The organism is Streptomyces calidiresistens (assembly GCF_014141525.1).
Taxonomy (GTDB): Bacteria; Actinomycetota; Actinomycetes; order Streptomycetales; family Streptomycetaceae; genus Streptomyces; species Streptomyces calidiresistens.
On the sequence record NZ_VKHS01001176.1, the window covers coordinates 1 to 1,187 of the forward strand.

Here is a 1,187-nt window from a genome sequence, read left to right on the forward strand (position 1 = left end):
CACCCCACCTCCGCGCCACCCCACCCCTCACGGCGGAGCCACCCGCCTCCGGACGGCCGGGCGTTTCCCCGATCGCCCATACCTCCCCGGCCAGGCGCGTGTGATGACGGCACCCGACACGAGACCTCCCGTTCGCTGCCGCCATGGTCAACCCCCTCCGCCAGACGGCATCCGCATCGGCTTTCGGACCCGGCGGCTCCGGCCCGCGGCACCACCTGTGCGCGAGCCGGGCCGCTCGGGCCGCGCGCTTCCCCCTTCCCCTGCCATGCCGTCCCGGTGTCGCTCTTCCGAAGGACCACCACCCGTGCCGTACGAGCCCGATGACGACCACTTCCGCGAGTACCACGTCACCCCCCGCTACCTCGCCGGTTCCGGCGGGACCGGCGACGCCGGTTTCGAGCCGGTAGCCCATTGGCCCCACCACTACCCGGACGACGGACCCTGTCAGCTACTCGTCACGTCCCCGGACCATCGCATCCGCATCGGCTGGTTCGGCGACGACTACGACCTGTGGAAGATCACCGCGGCGGAAGACGCCGTATCCACCCCACGGTGGGTCGCCACCTTCAACCAGAACATGCCGCCCGAGATCGTCGCGGGCTTCACCCGCGCCCTGGCCGACGATTGGTCCGAGGGCAATGACGACTTCCTCCGCCCCACCTCGCCTCATTGGTCCGAGAGCGTCCGTTCACCGGCCACCTCCGACTGGACTCTCAGCACCCCGGACCGAAGCACCGTCGAACTCACCGCCCCCGACGAACTGGCGGGCCTCGCACTCGACAGGTCTTTCTCCGCCCCCTCCGAGGAGCCGTGGGTCCTATGGGCAGGGCCGCCCGGCTGGGGCACCCGCGCCGAAGCGACCTTCACCGCCCGCACTCCCACCCACCTGATCGCCGCCTCCGCCGCCGCGCTGGCCGACCCCGCTCCCGTCGTCCGTACGCGGGGCATGATCAATCGCCGCATCGAGCACCTCGTACGCCTTGCCCCTGTCGCCCCGGAAACCGCATCCGCACCCCGTGCTCCCACACCCCTCGATGTCCGGCGGACCGCCGTCAGCGCGGCCCTCCGGCGGGCTTCCCGGGGCCAGGGCAGCGCCTGCGCGAACGCCGCTCGCATCCGCACCACCACCGCGCAGACCGGCTACGCCGCTCCTGAACAAACAGCCGCCGTTCTCCCTTGCTTCTCTA

At 71.6% G+C, this 1,187-nt stretch carries 1 protein-coding gene; it reads left to right on the forward strand.

Going from position 1 to position 1,187, the window contains the following annotated elements; translation table 11 throughout:
• Positions 1-304: 304 nt before the first annotated feature.
• A partial coding sequence (locus FOE67_RS26225; RefSeq protein WP_323385555.1) for an SPDY domain-containing protein occupies positions 305-1,187 on the forward strand: 883 nt, incomplete at its 3' end.